Origin of the sequence: Paraburkholderia sediminicola (genome assembly GCF_046026895.1) — a bacterium.
Taxonomy (GTDB): domain Bacteria; phylum Pseudomonadota; class Gammaproteobacteria; order Burkholderiales; family Burkholderiaceae; genus Paraburkholderia; species Paraburkholderia sediminicola_C.
Window position 1 is genome coordinate 40,674 of record NZ_JAQQEU010000009.1, and the last position, 17,988, is coordinate 58,661.

Annotated in this window: 15 protein-coding genes and 1 pseudogene; 3 read left to right on the top strand and 13 right to left on the bottom strand. The window is 59.8% G+C overall.

Features of this window, described 5'->3' with window-relative positions; all coding sequences use genetic code 11:
* Positions 1-38: 38 nt before the first annotated feature.
* Positions 39-1,211 (bottom strand): urea ABC transporter substrate-binding protein, encoded by a 1,173-nt coding sequence (gene urtA, locus PQR02_RS08930; protein ID WP_408228827.1) that lies wholly within the window; start codon positions 1,209-1,211, stop codon positions 39-41.
* A gap of 721 nt (positions 1,212-1,932) precedes the next feature.
* Here urtA and PQR02_RS08935 point away from each other — a divergent pair.
* Both PQR02_RS08935 and PQR02_RS08940 read left to right on the top strand, forming a co-directional pair.
* Positions 1,933-5,416, top strand: a pseudogene (locus tag PQR02_RS08935) (hybrid sensor histidine kinase/response regulator).
* On the top strand, positions 5,403-6,317 hold the full coding sequence (locus PQR02_RS08940; protein ID WP_408228517.1) for a response regulator: 915 nt from the start codon (positions 5,403-5,405) through the stop codon (positions 6,315-6,317). Before PQR02_RS08935 ends, PQR02_RS08940 begins: the two are co-directional and overlap by 14 nt.
* Positions 6,318-6,411: 94 nt before the next feature.
* Here the strand turns inward: PQR02_RS08940 and dhaK are convergent, their stop codons facing one another.
* The 9 genes from dhaK to PQR02_RS08985 form a co-directional block, all read right to left on the bottom strand.
* Entirely contained in the window at positions 6,412-7,401 is a 990-nt protein-coding gene (dhaK, locus tag PQR02_RS08945) for a dihydroxyacetone kinase subunit DhaK (protein WP_408228520.1), read from the bottom strand.
* A 14-nt stretch (positions 7,402-7,415) separates the two neighbouring features.
* A complete protein-coding gene (gene dhaL / locus PQR02_RS08950; RefSeq protein WP_408228523.1) occupies positions 7,416-8,054 on the bottom strand; it encodes a dihydroxyacetone kinase subunit DhaL in 639 nt (212 codons plus the stop codon).
* Positions 8,051-9,097 carry an ABC transporter ATP-binding protein gene (locus PQR02_RS08955; protein ID WP_408228526.1) on the bottom strand — a complete coding sequence of 349 codons (1,047 nt, stop codon included), beginning with the start codon at positions 9,095-9,097 and terminating at the stop codon, positions 8,051-8,053. The genes dhaL and PQR02_RS08955 overlap by 4 nt, the downstream gene beginning before the upstream one ends.
* Positions 9,090-10,193: an ABC transporter ATP-binding protein gene (locus tag PQR02_RS08960; protein ID WP_408228529.1), complete on the bottom strand. Its 1,104-nt coding sequence runs from the start codon at positions 10,191-10,193 to the stop codon at positions 9,090-9,092. Before PQR02_RS08960 ends, PQR02_RS08955 begins: the two co-directional genes overlap by 8 nt.
* Positions 10,194-10,196: 3 nt before the next feature.
* Positions 10,197-10,391, bottom strand: coding sequence for a hypothetical protein (locus PQR02_RS08965; protein WP_408228532.1), 195 nt, complete (start codon positions 10,389-10,391; stop codon positions 10,197-10,199).
* Positions 10,388-11,341, bottom strand: coding sequence for a carbohydrate ABC transporter permease (locus PQR02_RS08970; RefSeq protein ID WP_408228535.1), 954 nt, complete (start codon positions 11,339-11,341; stop codon positions 10,388-10,390). Before PQR02_RS08970 ends, PQR02_RS08965 begins: the two co-directional genes overlap by 4 nt.
* Positions 11,338-12,294, bottom strand: a complete 957-nt coding sequence (locus PQR02_RS08975; RefSeq protein WP_408228538.1) for a carbohydrate ABC transporter permease — start codon at positions 12,292-12,294, stop codon at positions 11,338-11,340. Before PQR02_RS08975 ends, PQR02_RS08970 begins: the two co-directional genes overlap by 4 nt.
* Positions 12,295-12,365: 71 nt before the next feature.
* Complete coding sequence (locus PQR02_RS08980) at positions 12,366-13,697, bottom strand: ABC transporter substrate-binding protein (RefSeq protein ID WP_408228830.1); 1,332 nt, start codon at positions 13,695-13,697, stop codon at positions 12,366-12,368.
* Positions 13,698-13,810: 113 nt separating this feature from the next.
* Positions 13,811-14,830, bottom strand: a complete 1,020-nt coding sequence (locus PQR02_RS08985) for a LacI family DNA-binding transcriptional regulator (RefSeq protein ID WP_408228833.1) — start codon at positions 14,828-14,830, stop codon at positions 13,811-13,813.
* Between the two features lie 748 nt (positions 14,831-15,578).
* Here PQR02_RS08985 and PQR02_RS08990 point away from each other — a divergent pair.
* Positions 15,579-16,031, top strand: a complete 453-nt coding sequence (locus tag PQR02_RS08990; RefSeq protein WP_408228541.1) for a hypothetical protein — start codon at positions 15,579-15,581, stop codon at positions 16,029-16,031.
* A gap of 178 nt (positions 16,032-16,209) precedes the next feature.
* Here PQR02_RS08990 and PQR02_RS08995 read toward each other — a convergent pair whose 3' ends face one another.
* From PQR02_RS08995 to PQR02_RS09005, 3 genes are read right to left on the bottom strand one after another with little or no spacing between them, the layout of a single operon-like run.
* Positions 16,210-16,605 (bottom strand): DUF3331 domain-containing protein, encoded by a 396-nt coding sequence (locus PQR02_RS08995; protein WP_408228544.1) that lies wholly within the window; start codon positions 16,603-16,605, stop codon positions 16,210-16,212.
* A gap of 48 nt (positions 16,606-16,653) precedes the next feature.
* Complete coding sequence (locus PQR02_RS09000; protein ID WP_408228547.1) at positions 16,654-16,821, bottom strand: hypothetical protein; 168 nt, start codon at positions 16,819-16,821, stop codon at positions 16,654-16,656.
* Positions 16,808-17,767, bottom strand: coding sequence for a helix-turn-helix domain-containing protein (locus PQR02_RS09005; protein WP_408228550.1), 960 nt, complete (start codon positions 17,765-17,767; stop codon positions 16,808-16,810). The genes PQR02_RS09000 and PQR02_RS09005 overlap by 14 nt, the downstream gene beginning before the upstream one ends.
* Positions 17,768-17,988 lie beyond the last annotated feature (221 nt).

Consider the following 17,988-nt stretch of genomic DNA (forward strand, 5'->3'; position numbering starts at 1 on the left):
GGCTTTCACAGTGCCGCCTGTGCGACTCTCACGGTTTTTTACTGATAGCCCTTCGGAAACGGATTCGGCTCAATCAAGTCCGATTTGTAGACCACTTTGAATTGACCATCGCGCTGACCCTGCCCGATCAATGTGTTGCTCCAGAGGTGGTGATTCTGGTGAACCTTGACGTACCCTTCCGGAGCGTCCTTGAACTCCAGACCCGGCGAAGCCGCCACCACCTTATCGACGTCGAAGCTGCCGGCTTTCTCGCAGGCCATCTTCCACAACCACGGGCCGAGGTAGGCGGCCTGGGTCACGTCGCCGATCACTGCGTCATTGCCGTATTTGGCCTTGAAAGCCGCAACGAATTTCTTGTTGGCGGGGTTGTCCAGGCTCTGGAAATACTTCATGCACGAGTAGAAGCCCTGGAAGTTTTCGCCGCCGATCCCCAGCAACTCATCTTCGGTCACCGAGATCGTCAGCAACAACTGCTTGTCGCCCGTCACGCCGGCGGCCTTCAGTTGTTTGTAGAACGCCACGTTGCTGCCGCCGACTACGTCCGCGAAAATCACATCCGGCTTCTTGAACTTCATCTTGTTGATGAGCGAGCCGAACTGAGTGTTGCCAAGCGGGTAGTACTCTTCGCCGACCACTTCGCCGTGGAGCACGTTTTCAATGTGCTTGCGGGCGATCTTGTTGGAGGTGCGCGGCCAGATGTAGTCGGAGCCGACCAGATAGAAGGTCTTCGCCTTCTTCTCCTTGGCGAACCAGCTCAGGCTGGCCAGTACTTGCTGGGTTGCTTCCTGGCCGGTATAGAAAACATTCTTCGACTGTTCCAGGCCTTCATAGAAGGTCGGGTAGTAGAGCAGGCCATTGTCCTTTTCGAACACCGGCAACACGGCTTTGCGCGACGCGGATGTCCAGCAGCCGAACACCGTGGCGACCTTGTCGCTTTCGAGCAGCTTGGTCGCCTTTTCCGCGAAGGTCGGCCAGTCGCTGGCGCCGTCTTCCTGGATCACCTTGATCTGGCGCCCGAGGATCCCGCCCATCGCGTTGATCTGTTCGATCGCGAGGCGTTCGGCACGGATCGACCCGGTTTCGCTGATCGCCATCGTACCGGTTGATGAGTGCAACTGACCAACCGTCACTGTGGTGTCTGTGACCGCCCTGCCCGTCGTGTTGACTTGCGAAGTCGGCGGAGCGGCAGCGAACGACGGCTTGGCCATCATCGCAAACGGCAGCGAAGCCAGGCCAAGTGCAATTTTGCGGCGGGCCGGAGAGGCAAGTTCGGCAGCGTGGTCGGATAACTCGTCAGCGTGGTCGCCGCCGTTGTCGTCGAAGCGTTGTGTCATGTTCAAAGTCCCTTTCTGCTTGGTTTTTCAGGTCTGGCCGGCGAGCCGGGCGTGACGCGAAGTGCACGCGCGCCAGTCTGCATGGCGCCGACACGGTGGCTGGTTTGTCGTTGAACGGCGGGTGCAGAATAGGTATCCGAATTCCGCATCGATATACGTCATTTGACTTACCCACGCGCGGCGCTAACGCACGAGCGCAGCAATGCGCTGGCACGAGCGGATTTGCGACATTAGCAATCGCGGCGCCGCGTGGAGAGTGCGCGGTCCTACGTCAAATGACTTATCGGCCGGCTCGGGGGGCGGCGCTATGCTCGACGCGCATAAGGGGAAGCTGGCACAGGACGTTGGCACGTGAAGAGGCCGCCGTTAACAGTGAGCGGCGGCGCTGGCATACCGGTTAAAACGCCATCGCACCGTCCCGGTGCGGCAATGTCACATTAGGGGCGCGCCGCGCCGCCGCCCTGCACCTGCGCAGCGCATATCCAGCGCCGCGGGCTTTTGCACGCTCTTGCTGGCTTCGTACGGACCGTGGGCATGTGGCATGCTGCTTGCGTCTGTTGGGCGCTTCGTTCCGTCCACAGTCCGATCCCGAAAAATTTTGGTGAACCACTCCCCCGAATCAGCGGTGCCATACGCGATACCCGTCCAGCGCATCATCAAGGTACGGCGCGACTACAACACCTGGGTCGCCGACGAAACCATCGAAGACTATGCGCTGCGTTTCACACCACGCACATTTCGCAAATGGTCCGAGTTCCGGGTGGCCAATACTGCGTTCGGCGCGATTTCATTCCTCGCCCTGGAAGCAATTGGCGGATCGATTACCGTCAGTTACGGCTTCACCAATGCGCTCTGGGCGATCCTGTTTGTCGGCGTGATCATCTTCCTGGCAAGCCTTCCGATCAGCTACTACGCCGCGAAATTCGGCGTCGATATGGATCTGCTGACGCGGGGCGCCGGGTTCGGTTATATCGGCTCTACGATCACATCGCTGATCTATGCGTCCTTTACTTTTATTTTCTTCGCGCTGGAAGCCGCCATCATGGCGCTCGCGCTGCAGCTGTACTTCAAGATCCCCGTTTCGTTAAGCTATTTTATCTGCGCGGTGATCGTCATCCCGCTCGTCACGCACGGCATTACACTGATCAGCCGCTTGCAGGCATTCACCCAGCCGCTCTGGGTCGTGTTACTGCTGCTGCCCTATGCAACCGTGATCTGGAAAGAACCAGGCGTGCTGCGTGAACTGCCGAGCTTTCTCGGCAACGCCGGCAGCGACGGCCACTTCGATCTGCTGATGTTCGGTGCCGCCACCACCGTGCTAATTTCCATGATTGCGCAGGTCGGAGAACAGGTCGACTTCCTTCGCTTTCTGCCCGAGCGGACCGCGCTCAACAAGCGCCGCTGGACGCTGTGCATGCTGAGCGCCGGCCCGGGCTGGATCATTCTTGGTGTGGCCAAGCTGCTAGGCGGCTCTTTCCTCGCTTTCCTCGCAATACAGCATGAGGTGCTGCCCGACCGCGCGATCGAACCGACCCAGATGTACCTCGTCGCGTACAAATACGTGTTCGGTTCGCCTGAAACGGCACTGCTGGTCACTACCTTCTTCATTATCCTGTCGCAACTCAAGATCAATGTGACCAACGCCTATGCGGGATCGCTGGCGTGGTCCAACTTCTTCGCGCGGCTGACCCATAGTCATCCGGGCCGCGTGGTGTGGCTCGTGTTCAATGTGCTGATCGCGTTCATGCTGATGGAGCTTGGGGTTTTCCGCGCACTGGAACAGGTCCTCGGGCTTTATTCGAATATCGCGATCAGTTGGGTCGGCGCGGTCGTGGCCGATCTCGTGATCAACAAGCCGCTTGGCCTGAGCCCCGAGGGCATCGAATTCAGGCGCGCGCATTTGTACGCAATCAATCCGGTGGGGGTTGGCGCGACGCTGATTGCTTCGTCGCTGTCTTGTGCTGGCGTTTATTCATGTGCTGGGCGAGACTGCCCACGCGTTCTCGGCGCTCATTGCGCTCGCAACCGCCCTGATTACCGCGCCGGCGATCGCCTGGGCGACCGGCGGCAAATACTACATCGCGCGCCAGCCGGTCGCGCTGGCTGGGGTTCCGCTGGGCAAGGGCTATCAGTCGATTCGCTGTTGCATTTGCGAAAAGGCGTACGAAACCGAAGACATGGCGCACTGCCCGGCTTATGAAGGATCGATCTGCTCTCTGTGCTGCACGCTGGATGCGCGCTGTCATGACGTGTGCAAACCGGGCGCACGGCTATCCGAACAGACCAATGCAGTGATACGCTGGCTTTTGCCCAAGGCGCTGTCGACCCGTTTCAATACGCGCATCGGCCAGTACCTGCTGCTGTTCGTGCTTGTGACCATGATTCTGGCCGCCATTCTCAGCTTGATCTATACGCAGGAGTCGGTGCTCGTCAACGAACTCTCGCCGGCCGTCGACGTGCTACTGCGTGCGGCATTCCTGAAACTGTTTGCGGTGCTGGCGCTCGCGGGCGGGATTGGCTGCTGGTGGAGTGTGCTGACGGCCGAAAGCCGGCGCGTCGCGCAAGAGGAATCGAACCGGCAGACTCATTTGCTGCTCGAGGAAATCGATGCCCACCAGCGCACCGATGCGCAGTTGCAACGCGCAAAGCAGGCAGCCGAAAGAGCCAATTTAGCGAAGAGCCGCTATGTCACCGGCATCAGCCACGAATTGCGCACGCCGCTCAACAGCATTCTCGGCTATGCGCAGATGCTCGAACAGGATACGTCCATTCCTCCGCACCGCCATGTCGCACTGGCGGTGATTCGCCGCAGCGGCGAACACCTCGTTTCGTTGATCGACGGCCTGCTCGATATCGCCAAGATCGAGACCGGCAAGATGACGCTCGAATTCGAGGAAGTGCGCTTTCCCGAATTCGTCGCGCAGTTAGCCGATATGGTGAGCTTGCAGGCGCGTGCCAAGGGCATTACTTTCCATTACGAGGCGCCGCCCAATTTGCCCTGTGCCGTGCGTGCCGATAAAAAGTGCGTGGGTCAGGTCCTCATCAATGTCCTGGGCAACGCGGTGAAGTTCACCAATCGCGGCGAGGTCAAGCTGCGCTTGCAATACCGCCGGGAGATGGCCGTCTTCGAAATCATCGATTCCGGCGTGGGCATTGATGCGGATGACTTGACTCGCATCTTCCTGCCGTTCGAGCGCGGTGCTAGTGTCCCGGGCGGCTCGGAAAGCGGCACGGGGCTAGGCCTGACCATCGCCAAGATGCTCACGGACGTGATGGGAGGCACTCTTACCGTAACGAGCGAGACCGGCCGCGGCAGCACATTTCGCGTCCAGTTGTTCTTGCCGGAAGTGCGCGACCCGAAGCCGGTTCCAGCCGTTCCTAAACTGCCGATCGGTGGCTATGCCGGCCCGACGCGCCGTGTGCTGGTGGTAGATAACGAGCGGGTGGATCGCGAGTTGCACGTCAAGCTACTTGAGCCGCTGGGCTTCGAGGTTCAGGAAGTCGCTTCCGGAATCGAGGCGCTGCGCGCCGTCTCTTCGTTCGCACCCGATCTGATCCTGCTCGATATCGGCATGCCGCAACTGAATGGGTGGGAAACCGCGCGCTTGCTTCGCGCGAATCTGTTGAGCAATGCGCCGATTATCGTGGTCTCGGCCAATGCATTCGACAAGGGCCGGAAAAACGCAGCGGGCATTCGCAACGAGGATTTCCTCGTCAAGCCCGTCAATGTTGTCGAACTGCTTGAATTGATCCGCGAGCGTCTGAATCTGCAATGGGTCCCGGCAACGCCCGCTGTTGCGGCGCAGATAGCGCCAGCAGACCCGCTGCCCGCCGCGGCACGCGCGATTGCGCCAACCGAAGTCGCGTTACCCGACCCGGAACTGTTGCGCAGCCTGCGCGAGGTCGGCACCCTCGGGTACGTGCGCGGCATTCTCGACAAGCTCAGCGAGATCGAGCAACTGGACCCGTCCTATGGAGTTTTCACGGGGATCTTGCGCACTCACGTCGCGCGCTTCGACCTTCCTGAATATTTGCGATACCTTGACCGAGCCATGCAGGCGAACCCCGATGCTACGTCCTGATCCGCTTCGCGATGTCGTCCTGATTGTTGACGACGCCCCCGAAAACCTCTCTATCCTGCATACCTTGCTAGATAGATCGGGCTACACGGTGCTGGTCGCAACCGACGGCGCGGGGGCATTGGACCGCGCCCGCCGCTTGCCGCCGGATCTGATCCTGCTCGATGCGGTGATGCCCGGCATCGATGGATTTGAGACCTGCCGACAGCTCAAGGAGGACCTCCAGACCCGTACGATTCCGGTAGTGTTCATGACCGGTCTGACGGAGACCGAGCATATTCTGCAGGGTTTCCAGGCTGGCGGGGTCGATTACATCACCAAGCCGATTCGACCGGCCGAAGTAATGGTGCGCATCGCTTCGCACCTGCGCAATTCGCGCCTGGTCGTGCAGACCCGGGCGGCGATGGATGCTGCCGGCCAGGCTGTGGTCGCCGTGGACCCCAACGGCGACGTGCTGTGGATGACGCCGCTTGCCCTGTCGTGGCTGCGCAGCTCGCTCGATGCACACGGTCGCCTGCCGGCCGAGTTGTGCAGTTGGCTTCATGACGCGCTCGAGGCCCCCGAGGTCAGGCCGTTCGAGTTGATGGCCGCGAGTGAACAACTGGTCGTCAGCCGGCTGCGTCCCGGCGCGCAGGACGAGGAACTGCTGCTGATCCAGTGCAAGGCCGGTTCGCCCGGACCCGCCGCGTTGATGCAGGCGTTCCGGCTGACTCCTCGCGAAGCCGATGTGCTGTATTGGGTCGCGCTGGGCAAGACCAATCGCGATATCGCCGATATCCTCGGCATGAGCCCGCGCACCGCCAACAAGCACCTGGAACACGTCTTCGAAAAGCTGGGTGTGGAAACCCGTACCTCGGCCGCACGCATGGCTTTGAATGTCGTGACCCGGCGCAGCATGCAGTGAGGCGCGTCGGCGAGCCGTTGCATCGCGGTGGCCGAACCACCACAGTAGAGACAGTCCATCACGGCACCAGCGCGTTTCTCGCAGGCAGCGCGTCCTATATCCCCCAACGCAACGACGGCGTATGGACCGAGCTGTCCCAGTGGCGTGCCATTTCGTCGTCCAGCACACATAATGTAATCGACGCGCCCGCCATCTCGAGCGAAGTCGTCAGCGCACCCACCTGTGCCCGGGCGACCTTCAGGTCGCGTTGCTGAAGCCACGCGCGCGTTGAATTGAACAGCAGGTAAAGCTCGCCAAGCGGTGTTCCACCAAGGCCGTTGATGAGCACCAGCAATTCAGCCCCCGCCTGGGGCTTGAGGTCATCGACGATCGCTTTGAGCAGCTCTCCCGCAATCGCATCGGCGCCTGCGAACTTTGCGCGGCGCCGGCCCGGCTCACCGTGAATGCCCACGCCCACTTCGATCTCATCATCGCCAATCTTGAACGTCAGGGTTCCCGCGGCCGGCACGGTGCAACTGCTGAATGCCACGCCCATCGAAGCGGTGCGCTTGTTGGTCCGGTCGCCGAACGCCTTGCACTGTTCAAGGTCGGCACCGCTTTCGGCCATGCTGCCTACCAGCTTCTCAACGATCACCGCGCCAGCTACACCACGCCGCCCGGTGGTGTAGCTAGAGTTTTCCACTGCCACGTCATCGTTGATCAGCACCATCGCGTTTGGGATCTCGGACATCTCCGATGCCATTTCGAAGTTCATCAGGTCACCCGAATAATTCTTCACGATGAATAGTACCCCCGCACCGGTATCGACAGCGTCGGCAGCGGCCATCATCTGATCCGGCGTAGGTGATGTGAAGACTTGACCGGGACAGGCTGCGTCGAGCATTCCATAGCCGACAAAACCGGAGTGCAACGGCTCATGCCCCGAACCGCCGCCCGATATCAATGCCACTTTGCCCGGTTTGAGCGTCTTGCGACGCACATACACCGGTTCGTTGTTGAGTACGACCAGGTCGCTATGGGCGGATGCGAATCCCGCCAGACTTTCGGCGAGGAAATCGTCGACGTGGTTGATGAATTTTTTCATGGCCTGGCCTCCTTTCACGCCCTGTTGCGCGCCAGCTGCGCGCATACGGCGGTGATCATGATCTGACTGGAACGCGCACCAGGGTCGATATGACCGCGCGAGCGTTCACCCAGAAACGATGCCCGCCCTTTGGTCGCGAGCATATCGCGGGTGGCGAGCATGTTCTGCTCGGCCACCTGCGGCAATTCATCCAGCACTGTTTTTTGCAAAGCAGGTGATTCGATAGTCGCAAGCTCCTTAAAGCGCGCGGCAACGGGAATCAGCACGTCCATCATCGTCTTGCTGCCTACGCCCGTCTTACCCCGCTGCCCGACCGCTTCGACGCCCGCCGCAAACATGAGCGCGGTGCCCGCAACATCCAGGGGATTGTTCGCCGATGCTTTGGCCATCCCGTTCAGCAACGAAAAGAACAGCGGCCCGGATGATCCGCCGACCGTCGACAGCACCTTGTTCGCCGCGAGTTCCAACGCGGCTTCCAAGGTTTCCTTTTCGATGTCCGCACGCACTGCAAGCAAGGCCTCCATGCCGCGCAGCAGATTGAAGATGTGATCGCCATCGCCGATCTGCTGGTCGAGTACGGCGATTTCGTCCGTGTGTTCTTTGAGCGCCGCGTATGCGGCGTCCATACACGCCATGACCGTTTTGCCGTTCATGTCGGGATCCTCCTGCCGTCTGCACCGAAATATAAGAGGCTGTGAGCGGGCAGCGACACGCCCACCGACTGCCCCGGGCTGAAATTTCGCTCGGCCATCGTGGTCGCCACAACTGCAGTTCCGGCGCGCTCCAAAATCAGCAGATGACGCAGCGGTGAGTATTCGAGCACCTTCAGGTCGAGTGTGTCGCGTGCATGATGGGTGCCGGGTGCATCACGCGCGTCGCCCTCGTGCAGCACCACGTCTTCAGGACGGATCGCCACGGTCGCGGTGCCGGTCGGCACCGCTGCTGAAGCGAACAGCGTCGGCGGCAACAGGTTGATCGGCGGCGAGCCGAGCCGCTGCGCCGCGCTCAATGAAACCGGATTACCGTAGACCTCGCGCGGCGTGCCGAGCTGCACCAGACGGCCGTGTTCAAGAATGCCGATGCGATCGGCCAGTGTGGTGGCTTCGACCTGATCATGCGTGACATAGAGAATGGTCGCGCCAATCGTACGATGCAGCCGCTTCAGTTCGATACGCAATTCCTCACGCAATTTTGCATCGAGCGATGACAGCGGTTCGTCCATCAGAAACACTTTCGGCTCACGCACGAGCGCACGCCCGATCGCAACGCGCTGCATTTCGCCGCCCGACAAATGCGTTGCCATGTTGCCGAGCTTCGTTTCCATATGCAGCATCTGCGCGACCGCATGCACGCGCGCGCGGACCTGTTCCTCGCTGCTGCGACGACGTGGCGAACGCAGCGGAAACGCAAGATTGCCGAACACAGTCAGATGCGGATACAACGAGTATTGCTGAAAGATAAACGCGATATCGCGATCGGAAGGATGCACGCCGGTGGCGACCGCGCCGTCGATCAGCACGTCGCCGGCATCGGGACGTTCCAGTCCCGCGATCAGGCGCAGCGTCGTGGTTTTGCCCGCGCCGCTCGGTCCGAGCAGCACGACGAATTCGCCGTCTTTCACATCGATCGACAGGTCGTCCACCGCCACGATGTTGCCGAAGCGCTTCGATACATCGCGTAGCTGGACTTCAGCCATGAACGTCTCCGTTGACAGAAAGCGTGGAAGCAGCGCCCGGCAGCAGGCGTTCAGTAGCGGCGTCATAAAGCAGCGTGCGTTCTTTCCGAAACGACAGACCGACGATGGTGCCCGCGGCAACACCATCGTCTTTGCTTGCCCGTACGCGCACGACGCCGAGCGCGGTCTCAACCGCCAATACCTGGTGCGAGCCGAGGTATTCGTCGGCGATCACCTGACCGCGCAGCGGACCGTGCTCGTCAATCACGACGTGCTCTGGTCTGATTCCCAGCAGCACGTGTGGTGCAGCGGCATCGCAACGCGGCACGGACACCGCCGCGCCGTGCAGACTCACCTGCTCCTGCCCCGCCGTAACCGCCTCGTCAACGGGCAAGAAGTTCATGGGCGGACTGCCGATGAAGTTGCCAACGAACACTGTCGCGGGGAAGTGATAAATCTCATTGGGCGAGCCCGCCTGCAACACTTCACCCTGATTCATCACGACGATATCGTCTGCCATGGCCATCGCCTCACTCTGATCGTGCGTGACGTACACCGTGGTCGCGGCAAGCGCGTTGTGCAGTTTGCGCAATTCCAGGCACATCAGTTCACGAAAGTCCGCGTCGAGCGTGCCGAGCGGTTCGTCCATCAAGAATGCTTTCGGTTGCCGCACGATCGCGCGGCCGAGCGCCACGCGTTGCCGGTCTCCCCCGGACAGGCCTCCAGTCTTACGATCGAGAATGTTCTCGATGCGCAGCATATGCGCCGCTGCATCGACCCGGGCGGCAATCTCGCTGCGCGACACGTGTTCGTTCTTCAGCGGAAACGCGATGTTATTGCGCACCGTCATATGTGGATACAGCGCAAACATCTGGAACACGAAAGCAATATCGCGTTGCCGCGCGCGCAACGCAGTGACGTCCTCACCATCGATCAGGATCTGCCCGGAAGTCGGTAGCTCCAGCCCCGCAATCATCCGCAGCGTTGTGGTCTTGCCACAGCCCGACGGTCCGAGCAGCACGACGAAGCGTCTCGCGCCGATGGTCAGGCTGGTGTCGCGCACCGCGACGAAATCGTCGAAGCGTTTGTGGAGATGAGCGAGAACGATCGTGGACATGATTCAGGCAGGAAAATGGCTCGTGACGACGAACGAAAGCGCGCCCACCAAAAGAACCGGAAACGACCAGGTGAAGAGCACCAACGAAAATGGCTGCACCAGCATCGCCACACCTAAGCCGATCAGTATGGTCGATGCACCCTCACTGTAGCTGCGATGTAACAGCCAACGGTGCGGCGGAATGACTTCGCGTTTCATTTGCGCACGGCTCCGAAAGTGATGCCCCGCAACAGATGCTTGCGCAGCAGAACGGTGAAAAAGAGAATTGGCAGCACGAATAATGTTGTTGCAGCTGCGACGGCCGGCCAGTCCTGACCGCCTTCTCCGATGATAAATGGAATGAATGGCGGCATGGTCTGCGCATCGCCGCTTGTCAGCAATGAAGCAAATGCGTATTCGTTCCATGCAAAGATCAGGCAGAAGATCGCTGTAGCGGCAATGCCCGTCATCGCTTGCGGCAACACCACCTTTACGAAGGCCTGCAAGCGCGTGTAGCCATCCACTAGCGCAGCCTCTTCATACTCGCGCGGGATCTCATCCATGAAACCTTTAAGCAGCCACACCGCTAGTGAGACATTCACCGCCGTGTACAGCACAATCATGCCGACATAGCTGTCGCTCAAACCCAGCGCGCGATACATCAGGTAAATCGGAATAGCGACGGCAATGGGCGGCATCATCCGTGTGGAGAGAATGAAGAACAGTAGATCGTCGGACAGCGGCACCTTGAAGCGCGAAAACGCGTATGCCGCCAGCGTGCCGAGAAATACCGCAAGAAACGTCGAACCAAATCCAATGACAAGCGAATTCATGAAGCGCGGCAAAACTTTCGAAGGTCCGGCGATCACCATGTTGCGCTTGCGGACCTCACGCTCATACCAGGTCCGCGCAGGCGGCAGGCTCGCAATGAACTCAGGTGTCTGCCGCGAGCGGATCGTGAGCAGGTTTACATAGCCTTCCATGGAAGGCTGAAACAGCACGACGGGCGGATAAGCTATCGCATCTTCCTGCGTCTTGAAGCTCGTCAGGAAGATCCAGACCATCGGTACCGTAGCAATCAGCGCATACGTGATAACTACCGCGGCCGCGAAGCGCTTGGCGCGCGGAGATGACGCCACCACGGAATGCTGTGTCGTAGTCGGTCTCATCGCTGTTTGATCCGGTTAAGTGCCTTCACGTAAATATTCGCCGCACCGAATACCGTCACGAACAGAATGATTGCGAGCGCGGACGAATAACCCGTCTGCCACTTCTCGAACGCGGCCCGCTTGAGCGTGATAGATACTGTTTCGGTAACCGAGCCCGGGCCGCCGGATGTCAACAGGTTCACCATATCGAACATCTTGAAGTTTTCGATGCCGCGAAACAATACCGCCAGCATCAGGAACGGCATGGTCATGGGCAACGTGATCGACCAGAACTGACGCCACGGCGTCGCGCGGTCCACTTCCGCTGCTTCGTAGATATAGTCGGGAATTGAACGCAGGCCCGCCAGGCAGATGAGCATGACGTATGGTGTCCACATCCACGTATCGACCATCACAATGGTCCACGGTGCGAGCGCTACGTCGCCGATCATCTGGAACGACCCCGGCGCGATGCCGGTGAAGAAGCTGACGATATCGTTGAAAAGCCCGGTTTGCGGTTGCAGCAGGAACGTCCAGAAGTTGCCCACTACCGCAGGCGACAACATCATCGGCAGCAGGATTAGCGTGGTCCAGAAGCTATGTCCGCGGAACTGCCGGTTGATCAGCAATGCAAGACCGAATCCCAGCAGAACCTCCAACCCGACCGACCAGAACACGAAACGCGCGGTCACCTGCATCGCGTACCAGATATCTTCGTCGGTCAGGATGTCGACATAATTGTCGATACCGACAAAACGCGCGGGCACGCTCGGCATGTTCGATTTGAAGTTGGTGAACGACAGTCGAAGCGCCCAGATCAACGGAAATATGTTGATCGCGAGAAGCAACAGAATGGTCGGAAGAATGAAGAGCCACGCGATAGCCCGATCCGACAGTCCGCTTAGCCGCTTCGTTATGCGCGTTGACGCTCCCGCTTCGAGACTCGTGGGAGAAAAAGGCTTATCTGCCAACATGCCTGGCTCCTTTAAGCGGACCGGAGACGGGCCGTTCAGCCGTCGCCGGTCCAGTCAAGTCCAGCTAAAACCTAATACTTCCCTTCTTGCTTAAAGACCTTGGTCCAGTCTTTCACCAGCAGATCCAACGCATCTTTGGCCGTGCCCTTATCGGCCACGACGTAATCGTGCACACGCTTCTGCATGTCGAGCAACAGTTCGGCATAAGCCGGCTCTGCCCAGAAGTCTTTAACGATTGCCATCGACTTCAGGAACGCCGGCGCGAACGGCGCGCTGTTCGGAAAGTCCGGCGCGTCGACCACTGATTTGGCCGCCGAATAGCCGCCCAGTTGCCACCATTTCTTCTGCACGTCAGGTTGCGCAAACCACTTGATATATTCGAGCGCGTCTTCTTTATGGTCCGAGTACGAGACGACCGAGATGCCCTGCCCGCCTAACTGCGTGTATTGTTTCAGCTCACGCGGATTGACGAAGAAGCCGATCTTGTCGCCACCGACATTCGGGTCTTTATAAAGCCCTGGAAAGAACGCAAACCAGTTCATCTGCATCGCCACCTGACCAGACTTGAACGCGTCGAGCCCTTCCTGCATGTAGGCGTTGGTCATACCTGGCGCCGTGCAGCACTTATAGAGTGCCTTGTAGTATTCGAGCCCCTTCACCGCGCCTGGCGAGTTCACGAAGCCATCGAGGTGATAGGGCTTCTTGGGATCCTGATACTCAAAGCCGAAGTTGTACAGGGCGTTGGTCACGCCCATCGTGATTCCCTCGGATCCACGCTCCGTGAAGATATACACGCCATAGACCGTCTTGCCGTCAATCTTTCGACCCTGGAAGAATTCCGCAGTCTGCTTGAGCTCATCGAGCGTAGCAGGCGGCGCGAGCTCACGGTTGTATTTCTGCTTGAATTCTTTGCGTAGTTCTGGGCGCGCAAACCAGTCCTTGCGGTAAGTCCATCCAACCGCGTCAGCCATCGCAGGTAAGGCCCAATAGTTCGGCGTATTCTTTGGCCACTCCGAATATCCCACCACCGTTGCCGGCACGAAGTCGTTCATAGAGATCTTGTTCTTGGTGAAGAAGTCGTTGAGCTTTACGTAATGTCCATTGACCGCCGCGCCGCCGATCCACTGACTGTCGCCAATGATCAGATCACACAACTTGCCGTGCGAATTGAGTTCATTGATGAAGCGGTCGGCATAACTGGTCCACGGTACGAACTCGAACTTCATCTTGATGCCGGTCTTGGTCGTGAAATCCTTCGACAGTTCGACCAGTGCATTGGCGGGATCCCATGCCGCCCAGCAGAGTGTCAACTGCTTGTCCTGTGCCTGCGCGCCCGTTGCAGTGCCGAGCCCCAGCAATATGAGGGTTGCCGCCGCTACCCTCGCTGACGTTAGACGTAACATGTCTCTTCTCCTTGTCTTTCTCGGGTCTCCAACCTGATGACATTCAGCGCCCATGCGCCGGGCACCGCATTTCGGCTCTGGCAGATCAGAAGTCGATCCGCGTGTCGCGAGCGTCAGGCATGCGCATTCTCACGAAGATAAATCCGGGTCTCCGGCGTCGGGATGGCAAGCGCCCCCCGGACGTCGTTAAGAAAATTAATCGCGGCGAGCCCAGCCCAATGAACAATGCCGCGCACGTCCTGATCGAGTATCACGTCGATCGCTCGTTCCGACAGTTGGGTGCGGGTCTCCGCAGTGCATCCGTGGCCAATCAGGACGAGGTGACCCTTATCGCCGGAGTCCTGCAATGCCGCTGCAATGCCCGAGATCCCGCCGCCCGTCACATACACGCCGACCAGGTCCGCATGGCGCGCACTTAAGCCCTGTACGGCAAGGCCGGCGCCATCGTCGTCTTCGGCGAAGTCCGGTTCAGCGATCCAGCGCAGGTTGCGGAAGTTCTCCTCCAGCACTTGCGAAAAGCCGGTGCGGCGTTCCACCTGGTCATGCAGACGCGACGATCCCGATAGCACGGCAACAGTGCCGAGCTTCGCGCAAAGGAAGCGCCCCATCAGTAGTCCTGCCGTGCGTCCGGCAATCCTGTTGTCGACACCCACGTACGCGGCGCGTCGGCTCGCGGGTAAATCGGAGAACACTGTGACGACTGGCACGTGAGCGTCGCTCATCTCTTCGATGAAACGTTCAACCCATGGATAGTCGAGAGGTGCGAGAACCAGCGCGTCGTAGTCGATCACTTCAGCGGCGAACGCCGCGGTCTCGCGTTGGCTGGAAAAATCGCAGCGGTAAAACGAAGGGGTTATGCGGTGCTCGCGAAAGAAGCTGGCGGACAGCGCAATATCGCGCTCGACATGATCGAGGAAGCGGGAGTTCACTTGCGGCAGCACGAACGCGACTCGGAACGAACTGATCTTTGCCGGCCGGCCGCGGCTCGCCCGCTCATCACGCAGATTCGCGAGTGCAAGATGCACGCGTTCGGCGGTTTCCGGACGCACAGCCTGGTCGTCGCGCAGGACACGGTCGACCGTGGCCACGCTGACGCCGGCCCGACGCGCAATCATCGTACGAGTAGCCGGCATGGGTCTCCTCCGGTGCCGAGCGAAGAATTGTTTTGTTTCACTGAAGGTAGTTTTTTCTAGAAAAAATGCAAGCTTTTTCTCCAGGAAAAAAGCGTCATGGTTTTGACGAACGAACGGACGGCGCAGCGGGCCAGAAGATCGCGAATTGCAGCGAGAGTCCATGGGGTGCGGCGGCGACTAGCGCCCGAAGAGAGAACCCCGGCTAACTGCCTGCGGTCCGCGGTTGGTAGTTGATCTCCGCAGGCAGGCACGACGCTTGAACGTCCGTGTGAAGGAAGAATTTGAAATCATCGTTTACCGCGTCGAACGCAGTGACTCCAAGGGGTAATGTCGGGCCACAAGCGAGTCTGAATCGATGAAGCGCTCGCGTGTGCTTTTGGCCGCTCCATCGAGTACGGCAGTGTGCGCATGGGTCGGGACGTGACTCACCGACGAAGCGCACGCCCCCTTGATCACCGCAAGGAAAGGCACTACATGCGCAGGTCCGGATTCTGGCGATCGCCTGTCATTGCAGCTTTCGTGGCCGCACGGTCTTTATACGCATGCACGAGTGCGGCCTTCCATACCAAAGGACGTGCACGGCTAATCGGTTCGTGGATGCTCACGTATGTCGCTGGTCGGCGGTTAGCGAACGCTGCGGGACCACTGACATCCGGTCGCATTCGCCGGTCATTCAGGGCACTTCGATTGAACGCGCTGTCTTTAGCTATCGGCATATGCGGGTGCGATTCGACAAGGTGGGGTGGTCATGCGAAAGAAAGAACTGGTTCGCACCGCGATACTCGACTCATGTCCAATCACTTCCTTGCGCGCCCTGGATGTGACCACAGCGGACTGCGGAGAACACACAATGACTGCAATCAGATTTCCGAGGTTCCTGACCGCCTACGTCGCCACGGCCGTGTGCCTGACGATCGGTGCATCCTGCGCGCTGCCGACACCCGGCCTGATGCGTGCGTTCATTACTGTCGGAACAGACGTTCAACTGCCGCTCGAACGGGTCGCCACAGATAGCCAGAAGCCTGCGCAAGTCATTGACCTGCCGGAACCACTGCACACTTCCGCTTGGGAATCCGCGCATGCGCAATCGCCGGTACATTCATGGAAGGAGACCAGCCACCGCGCGGACCCGAGTGTGCCCGCGCCAAGTCATACGCCCGGCCATCAGCGGGCGATCACGGACTTAAAATACTGGACATAATGGTGCTGCGAGTCCGCATTGATAGCGCGGACTGAAGCGCATCATCCGCCACACGGTAAGAACACAATCGTTCAAATAAAAAAATGGCAATACTCGTCGAAGTCTTCCTCTGTGCTCTACCGACTGCAGGATTCCGGCAACGGCCAGCCAGCGCAAGCCGTGCGAGAAAGAAGCAAAGTCAGTTTTTTCTTGCAGCGTCGAGAGCTGACGTCAGGATCATCGCGCCGGCATTGCACGGCGCAGGCCGGCAGGGACGCGGCTTGTACACCGCGTCGCCGGGACGAATCGGGCGCCCGCTCATCGCGCAGACGCCCTCTGTGCCAGCCCGCCACGAGTGCCAGACCTGGTCGCCGTAGCAGCACCGGGTCGAGTCGCGCCAGGAGATGGTTGCCGTCGAAGACGTTGGCCGGTCCAACAGGCTTACGCTGACGCCTCGAAGCGCCGTGCCGTCCAGGTGACGCGCCCTGTGGCCTTCATTCGGCCCACTGCCACGGCGTTTCGACCCCTCCGCCGGCGCGGACAGCAGGCCAATGGTTTGCATCCACGGATCGATGATACTTGCGTTTGCGAGCATGTCGGACTCCTGTTCAAGCGTTACCTGGTCAAATGGTTTGTGCGGGGTCTATTGCAACGAATCGCGGCATTCACGCACCGCTTCACCGTGCGCGTCGGCCGTCACAGAAATTTCGTCGGCTTCGCGGCTGTCCTCGTTGGACGATGAATCACCGGTGTGCCTCAGAAACGCCTCGCTGATCGCAAGGAACGACTGAACCTGTCTATTGAGCGTCATTCGCTTTCATCCTCCAGCAGTAAGGCGTCTCGCCGACAAAGCGTTTGAACACCGTCGTAAAATGTGGCTGCGAGCGAAAGCCGCAGCTCAGCGCGACATCGAAGACGTTGTGCTTCGAGTTCAGCAACAGATGCTGTGCGTGTTCGATCCGGCGGCGCAGCAGGTATTCGTGCGGACGCAAGCCCGTCGCGCGCCGGAATTGCGCGGCGAAATGCATGCGGGTGAGGCCGGCGCTCGCGGCAATGTCAGCGAGGCCAATGGTCTCGGATAGATGCGCGTCGACGTACTCGATTACGCGGTTCATGCGCCACTGCGGCAGCGCGGCCCCTTCGCGGTTCTGCGTGTTCGACGCAGTGAATTGCCGCGCGACGATGCGCGACACGATGGCGAGGCCGACACTTTCAGTAAAGACCTTGTCCAACGCGGCATCGCCGGTCCGTGACACGACTAGCGCCTGTCCAAGCCGGTCGAGTGCGGGATCGCGGACCAGCTTCGGATCGCCAAGCACGATGTCGTCCGCATGCGGACGCTGGAACAGATCTTCGTAGCACTCCGCGAGAACCTGCTGCGACGCGAACAGATGCAGCACGTCGACGGGCGACTCGAAGACGGCGCTGACGGGCACAGCGGGCGCCGTAACCTGAACCGTGCCCGCGGTCACCCGCCCTCGCATGAGCCTGCGGCCCCCATGATTAAAAGTCAGCGACGCGCATTTCAGAGCGAGGCCGATGCAGTGATCTGACTCGTTGCCGTGATTGACGACTTCGAGCGGGGCGGTGATGTCGCGCGTCCAGCGCGACACCAGCACATTGCTCCGCTGAGGGCTCGACTGCGCATGATTGGCGTGCAGGCGGCGCCATTGATCCTCGCTGTCGGTTGCGCTGGCGATGCGTTTCGGCGCAATGTCGGCACCGGGTTCAGGATGCGAGAGCAGCGAACTGTTCATGGTATTTCCGTCCGATAGAGTGATCTGCTGCGGTCGAAACACCGGCACCGCGATGACTCAAAGTTAATCAAACGGAGCGCATATGCCTAGCCGTACATACGGTTGCCTACGGCGTCGAATGGGTGGGCCAACCTATATGAAGGTTTTAATGCGGGGGCGAAATGTGTAGATGCAATGCTGCGCGACGGCGACCGTGTGCGCGCCGGAGCGCGACATTGCCA